General features: G+C 51.6%; 8 protein-coding genes. All 8 read left to right on the top strand.

The features are described from left to right. Positions 1–835 precede the first annotated feature (835 nt). The 8 genes from rpmH to N24_RS16135 all read left to right on the top strand — a co-directional run bounded on the left by rpmH (position 836) and on the right by N24_RS16135 (position 6,367). Positions 836–979, top strand: a complete 144-nt coding sequence (gene rpmH / locus N24_RS16170; protein ID WP_003855320.1) for a 50S ribosomal protein L34 — start codon at positions 836–838, stop codon at positions 977–979. 36 nt (positions 980–1,015) lie between these two features. Next, positions 1,016–1,414 carry a ribonuclease P protein component gene (rnpA, locus tag N24_RS16165; protein ID WP_096459487.1) on the top strand — a complete coding sequence of 133 codons (399 nt, stop codon included), beginning with the start codon at positions 1,016–1,018 and terminating at the stop codon, positions 1,412–1,414. Beyond that, entirely contained in the window at positions 1,395–1,694 is a 300-nt protein-coding gene (yidD, locus tag N24_RS16160; protein WP_096459484.1) for a membrane protein insertion efficiency factor YidD, read from the top strand. The genes rnpA and yidD overlap by 20 nt, the downstream gene beginning before the upstream one ends. Before the next feature lie 54 nt (positions 1,695–1,748). Next, positions 1,749–2,702, top strand: a complete 954-nt coding sequence (gene yidC / locus N24_RS16155) for a membrane protein insertase YidC (protein ID WP_096459481.1) — start codon at positions 1,749–1,751, stop codon at positions 2,700–2,702. Between the two features lie 174 nt (positions 2,703–2,876). Continuing rightward, positions 2,877–3,506, top strand: a complete 630-nt coding sequence (rsmG, locus tag N24_RS16150; protein WP_096459478.1) for a 16S rRNA (guanine(527)-N(7))-methyltransferase RsmG — start codon at positions 2,877–2,879, stop codon at positions 3,504–3,506. A 105-nt stretch (positions 3,507–3,611) separates the two neighbouring features. Beyond that, positions 3,612–4,535, top strand: coding sequence for a ParA family protein (locus tag N24_RS16145; RefSeq protein WP_096459475.1), 924 nt, complete (start codon positions 3,612–3,614; stop codon positions 4,533–4,535). 59 nt (positions 4,536–4,594) lie between these two features. Next, positions 4,595–5,722, top strand: coding sequence for a ParB/RepB/Spo0J family partition protein (locus N24_RS16140; RefSeq protein WP_096459472.1), 1,128 nt, complete (start codon positions 4,595–4,597; stop codon positions 5,720–5,722). 15 nt (positions 5,723–5,737) lie between these two features. Continuing rightward, a complete protein-coding gene (locus tag N24_RS16135; RefSeq protein WP_096459469.1) occupies positions 5,738–6,367 on the top strand; it encodes a hypothetical protein in 630 nt (209 codons plus the stop codon). Positions 6,368–6,544 lie beyond the last annotated feature (177 nt).

Below are 6,544 nucleotides of genomic sequence, written 5' to 3'. Positions count from 1 at the left end.
TATTTTAGGTATCTCCTTATGGCGAAACTATCGAAAAATAATTTAATTCAGCTGCGGATGGTAGGTGGCGGAGGTGCTCAAAGAGCGGGGTGAAAATCCGCTTGTTATCCACGTGAGCCTTTTCGATGTTTCTACAGCCTCATTCACATCGAAAAATGCCCATAACCATTGTTTCCACAATGTTGTCCACAGCTGTGGATAACTTTTCCCAAAAACGTTTATCCACAGGATAGTGCATTGCCTGTGGAAAATGTGCATCAACCCTAAAATTGCTCTTACCTGCGGATATTCAAGGCCTTTTATTGATCTAAAGGCGGGCTTTAAATGTTATCCACAGGTGGAACTTTTCACAGGCTGTTGATGCTGTGTGTAATTTTCATTGTTACCCGCAGTTCAATCCCCATGTCCAACCCCTGTGGAATCTTGCGAAATGTAAGTTCGCCGGAGGGTGGCGTCGAAAAGCGTTTGGACGGGCGATATGCCCTCTAACCAGTGCTTAATGCCAGCTTTGTAATTACGGGTGCCCCCGCCGAATTGCCAATGGGCAAATTTGTTTTCGCTGGTCGTTTTCCCGTAAGCTGAACGAGTCTGTCGCATCGTGTGACTCCCGGATGTTTATCCCAAAGCCTCCAGTCGCAACGAATGTGCTTGAGAGCAGCACTTTCCATAAAGCGTTGCTGCGGCTTCAACCACGAATCTGCAATCTCAAAAAAATCATCCAACGTTGGGTGATCCGTTCCCCCGGCATCGGGCTGGCGCGAAAATTTTCGCGCACACCGTCCGTCGCACCGGTGTGTCCGGTGATCCGACAACAAAATATTTAGGAGTGTTTAACATGGCAAAGGGCAAGCGGACGTTCCAGCCGAACAACCGTCGTCGTGCACGTGTTCACGGCTTCCGTCTTCGTATGCGTACCCGTGCAGGTCGTGCAATTGTTGCGGCTCGTCGTCGCAAGGGTCGCGCAAAGCTGACCGCGTAATTTTTAGCGTCACCACTTTAAAAGGTGTAAGCAACAGTGCTTCCAGCGCAACATAAACTTAACTCTTCCCAACAATTTCGCATGGTGATGAGGAAAGGGCGTCGCGCTGGAAGCAAAACTGTTGTTGTGCACTTGTGGGATAGTGCCGAATCGTTGGATGGCACCGAACAAGGCGAAGTTGCCTCATTCGGTGGTCCACGGTTCGGCCTTATCGTTTCTAAGGCCGTCGGAAATGCGGTGGTTCGCCACCGCACCTCCCGACGGCTTCGTCATATCTGTGCAAGCATTGCAGAAAAATCACCAGAGCTACTTTCCCCCACTCATCATGTGGTGATCCGCGCATTAGCAGGATCAGGGGAAGCAACGTCAGCGGAGCTTGAAAAAGATATCCGTTACGGTCTGGGGAAAGCACGCCGTGTGCGCACCAACAAGTGACGATCCGCTCGATATCCCAGAACCGAAAAGTATTCCGGCGAAGTTGGCAGCTTCAGCTGTGCGCTTCTACCAAAAGTATCTTTCGGGTCTTAAGATGGGTTCCACCTGTCGTTTTGATCCAGTCTGCAGCACCTATGCATTGAAAGCAGTCTCAGTTCATGGGGCTTTTAAGGGAACTATTCTCTCCGCTGCACGGTTGTCCAAATGTGGGCCCTGGCATCCTGGAGGATTCGACCCGGTGCCAAACCATGGATTTTGGTTCACTGAAACAGTGACCTAGAAATCCTGATAAAAGTACATAGTCCCAATTAATCCCAAGGAGTTTCGACTCACAGTGCTCAATTTTATTTATTGGCCAATTTCGGCCATTCTGTGGTTCTGGCACAAAGCGTTTAGCTTTGTGTTGAGCCCAGACTCCGGAATCACCTGGGCCTTGTCGATCATGTTCTTGACCTTCACCGTGCGTATAGTCTTGGTCAAGCCAATGGTCAACACGATGCGTTCCCAGCGCAAAATGCAAGACATGGCTCCAAAAATGCAGGCCATTCGCGAGAAGTACAAAAATGACCAGCAGAAGATGATGGAGGAGACTCGCAAACTCCAAAAGGAAGTGGGCGTTAACCCCATTGCCGGCTGTTTGCCAATGCTGGTGCAGATCCCGGTGTTCCTGGGCCTGTTCCACGTGCTGCGTTCCTTCAACCGTACCGGTGAAGGTGTCGGCCAGCTGGGCATGACGGTGGAAGAAAACGCCAACACCGCTAACTACATCTTCGGTGTTGATGAGGTTCAGTCCTTCCTGCGCGCTGATCTTTTCGGTGCACCGCTGTCGTCCTACATCACCATGCCAGCTGATGCATTCGACGCTTTCTTAGGTCTGGATGTCTCCCGCCTTAACATCGCACTTGTTGCAGCCCCAATGATTTTGATCATTGTTGTAGCAACCCACATGAACGCGCGTTTGTCTGTCAACCGTCAGGAAGCCCGCAAGGCAGCTGGCAAGCAGCAGGCAGCGTCAAGCGATCAGATGGCTATGCAGATGCAGATGATGAACAAGATGATGCTGTGGTTCATGCCAGCTACCATTTTGTTCACCGGCTTTATCTGGACCATCGGTTTGCTTGTGTACATGATGTCGAACAACGTGTGGACCTTCTTCCAGCAGCGCTACATTTTCAGCAAGATGGATGCCGAAGAAGAAGCCGAGGAGGAAGCAAAGCGCGCAGCAAAGCGCACCACCGCTCCAAAGCCTGGCGTCAAGCCGCAAAACACAAAAAAGCGGAAGAAGTAAAACGCCTTCTTTCACCAACAACCGCTATCCCGCGCACCTACGGGGTGGCGGTTTTTTATTGCTTTTCGACGCTAAAAACCACCATTCGGCAGCCAACACTCAAGCATTGCGCGTTGAGTCGTTATAGTTAAGTGTTGTACCGCTTTAATTACGTGTCCGAAGGGGACTTTTTTCATGACTACGCCACCAGCAGCCGCTGAAATTTTCGGGGACAACCTCGAGAAAGCCATTGCATATCATGAGTCTCTGGCAACTGATGGATCTGTTCGTGGATTCATTGGCCCACGTGAAGTTCCGCGTCTGTGGGATCGCCATATTCTTAACTGCGGTGTCATTGGCGAAGCCATGGATGAAGGTATTTCAGTCGCAGATATTGGTTCTGGTGCAGGACTACCTGGTATTCCTCTTGCTATTGCACGTCCAGATCTTTCCATCACACTCATTGAGCCGTTGCTGAAGCGTTCGGTGTATCTCAATGAGGTCAAAGAGGCTCTGCAACTAGATAATGTAACTGTCATTCGTGGTCGCGCTGAGGAAAAAGTTGTGCGCAAGCAGGTCGGGCAGGTTGATGTTGTGACCTCTCGTGCTGTGGCACCGTTGGGCAAACTTGCCGCCTGGTCTTTACCGTTGGTGAAGATTGGTGGACGCATGGTGGCTATGAAAGGCTCCAGCGTGGAGGAAGAAATTGAGCGTGATGCCCAGCAGATCCGCAAGGCTGGTGGCGCCGATATTAAGGTTTATACAGTGGGTGAAAAGCTGCTGGCTGAGCCCACGACACTTATTTCAATCCGTAGAGAAAAGTAACCTTCCACTGTGGTGGAATGGGTACAGCATTAAGCACTAATGTGGAATCGATGGCGTGTGTATGAGCACTTCTTATGCACAGAAAGATAGGGATGGTTGACGTCGATGGAAGACACTACTTGGGAAGACACACCAATTGCTGCGGCAGCGCGTCGCGCAGCTCAGGTGATGACACCCAATTCCCTGACGTTGCCGAAACCTCAAGAACCACGTCTGATTACTATCGCGAACCAAAAAGGTGGCGTTGGTAAGACCACGTCGACGGTGAATTTGGCTGCGTCTTTGGCAATTCATGGGCTGAAAGTTTTGGTTGTGGATTTGGATCCACAGGGAAATGCGTCGACAGCTTTGGGCGTTGAGCACCGTTCTGGCACCTTATCGTCTTATGAACTGTTGATCGGTGAATGCACCGCAGAAGAAGCCATGCAGCCGTCCACGGCACATGAAAACCTATTCTGCATTCCTGCAACGTTAGATCTTGCTGGTGCAGAAATTGAGTTGGTCAGTTTGGTGCGCCGCGAGTACCGCTTGGCAGATGCCTTGGGCCGTGAGTTCATTGACAAGCACGATTTTGATTACATGATCATTGACTGCCCACCATCGTTGGGTCTGTTGACCATCAATGCGATGACCGCCGTGAATGAAGTGTTGATCCCTATTCAGTGTGAATACTACGCACTGGAAGGTGTGGGTCAGCTGCTCAACAACATCACCATGTTGCGCCAGCACCTTAACCGCCAGCTGCATATTTCTGCCATTTTGTTAACCATGTACGATGCCCGTACCAACTTGGCAGAACAGGTAGCCACCGAGGTCAACGATCACTTTGGTGACGTGGTGTTGAAGAACAAAATCCCACGTTCCGTCAAGGTCTCTGAGGCTCCAGGCTATGGCCAGACTGTTATTGAATATGATCCGGGCTCTCGGGGTGCGATGGCTTATTTGGATGCTGCAAAAGAGCTTGCCACTCGTGGGGATTTCTTACCTAGTGAAGAATCCGGTCCGATCGGCCTAAAACCTGCTAAATAGCAGTAAACTTCTTTGAATACGTTAATTGTTGTGCTGTACGAAAGGTGCGTCTAAGAGCGATGGCTCAGAACAAGGGTTCCGACAAGTCCCAGACGGAAAAGCGTAAGGGCGGTCTGGGGCGCGGTCTGGCCGCACTTATTCCCTCAGGACCAAGTAATTCCCCAGGTCTTGGCGGCGGTGCGGCTGATATTATTCTTGGCGGCACGGTTGGTGCTCGCAACATCTCAACGAAGACCAGTGTGCCACCTAAGCCAGCTGCTCCAGAACGCCAGGCGCCTAAACAAGAAGCTAAGCCTGCTGCCACTGAGGTAGACAAGAGCGCTGACAAGGCCACTACCCCGGAGGTCACTACCCCGGAGGTCACTAAAGAACCAGCACAGACAACTGATTTCGGCGCCTCCTACCAAGAGATTCCCGTTGAGCAGATTCGCCCTAATCCACAGCAGCCTCGCCATGAGTTTGATCCACAGGCGCTGGATGAGTTGGTGCACTCAATTACTGAGTTCGGTCTCATGCAGCCAATCGTGGTGCGCAGAGCCGATGAGGGCTTTGAGCTCATCATGGGTGAACGTCGTTGGCGTGCATCCAAGCGTGCTGGCCTTGAGGTCATTCCGGCAATTGTCAGAGAGACCGAAGATGGCGCGATGCTGCGCGACGCCCTGCTGGAAAACATCCACAGGGTGCAGCTGAATCCTTTGGAAGAAGCCGCTGCGTATCAGCAGCTGCTAGAAGAATTTGGTGTGACCCAAGCAGAGTTGGCCGATAAGTTGGGCCGTTCCCGTCCGGTGATCACCAATATGATTCGTTTGCTTGGTCTTCCAGTGAATGTGCAGACCAAGGTGGCGGCTGGAGTGTTGTCAGCCGGCCATGCAAGAGCATTGCTGGGCCTTAAAGCTGGTGAAGAAGCTCAAGATAGCCTGGCTACGCGCATTATCGCTGAAGGCCTATCCGTGCGTGCTACGGAGGAATTGGTGCTGCTGCACAACCGTGGCGATCAGCCAGAGGAGAAAAAGCCCCGCGAAAAGGCTGAAACTCCTGAGGTGTTTACTCGTGCAGCGGAATCTTTGGCGGATAATTTGGACACCAAGGTTTCTGTGATGATGGGTAAGAAGAAGGGTAAGCTCGTGGTGGAATTCGGCGACAAGGATGATTTCGAGCGCATTATGTCCTTGATCCAGGGTCGTTAATCTGGGTTTGGTGCCATGCTGCAGGCTTCACTTTTCCCCATCGTGCAGGAACACCTAGATTTCCTGCACCCGCAGGCTCGTAAGTCGGTGTTTTGGGAGCTTGCCCCGGAGGTTGCCATGAAGGCGGATCCGGTGTTTGAGAAGGAAGCGTGGCTGTCCACCACTTTGTTGGAGTCCCAATCCTGCGGTTTTAACATTGGTTACCGCAACGGGACTCCGGCGCTGGCGTCAGTTATTTTCTGCGACCGCGATGCCGCCCCAGGTGCGAAAGCGCTGCCTACGGCACCGATATCCTCTGACGCCGCGATCATCAGCAGTCTGTTCATCGACGAGGTTTTCCGGGGCACGGGCATGGAATCGGCGCTTCTCGACGCCTCCCTCATGGAACTAATCCGCCTCGATTATCCAGCCGTCGAGGCCTTTGGCTATCGCACCGACAGCACAGCTAATTCTGAAACAGATGAGATCGTGGCAAAACGTTTAGACATCGGCCTTATTGATGTTGACGCTTTGCAATCTGCAGGTTTTGAAATCGTCGCCGACCATCCCGTATTGCCCCGTCTGCGGATGGAACTGCCACCTGCAACGGTGCTTTTAACCGCGAAGGATGCCCAACGGCTACTGGCGGAAATGGGAGCCTACTAACCAAGGCCGTCCCCTACCTTAACTTCGATACCTTAACTTCGATTTCGCGTTTCCAATTCCTTATCCTCAATTTCGCACATTCAATACCAGTCGGTTTTAAGTGGAAATCGCACTGAAATCGGTATTAAGAAATTGAGCGTGAGGTATCGGAAGTGCGGTATCGAACTTAAGAAATCG

It is taken from the genome of Corynebacterium suranareeae (assembly GCF_002355155.1).
In the GTDB taxonomy this organism is placed as follows: Bacteria; Actinomycetota; Actinomycetes; order Mycobacteriales; family Mycobacteriaceae; genus Corynebacterium; species Corynebacterium suranareeae.
The sequence above is the reverse complement of the archived record's forward strand: the minus strand, read 5'-3'. Positions and strand labels throughout refer to the sequence as shown.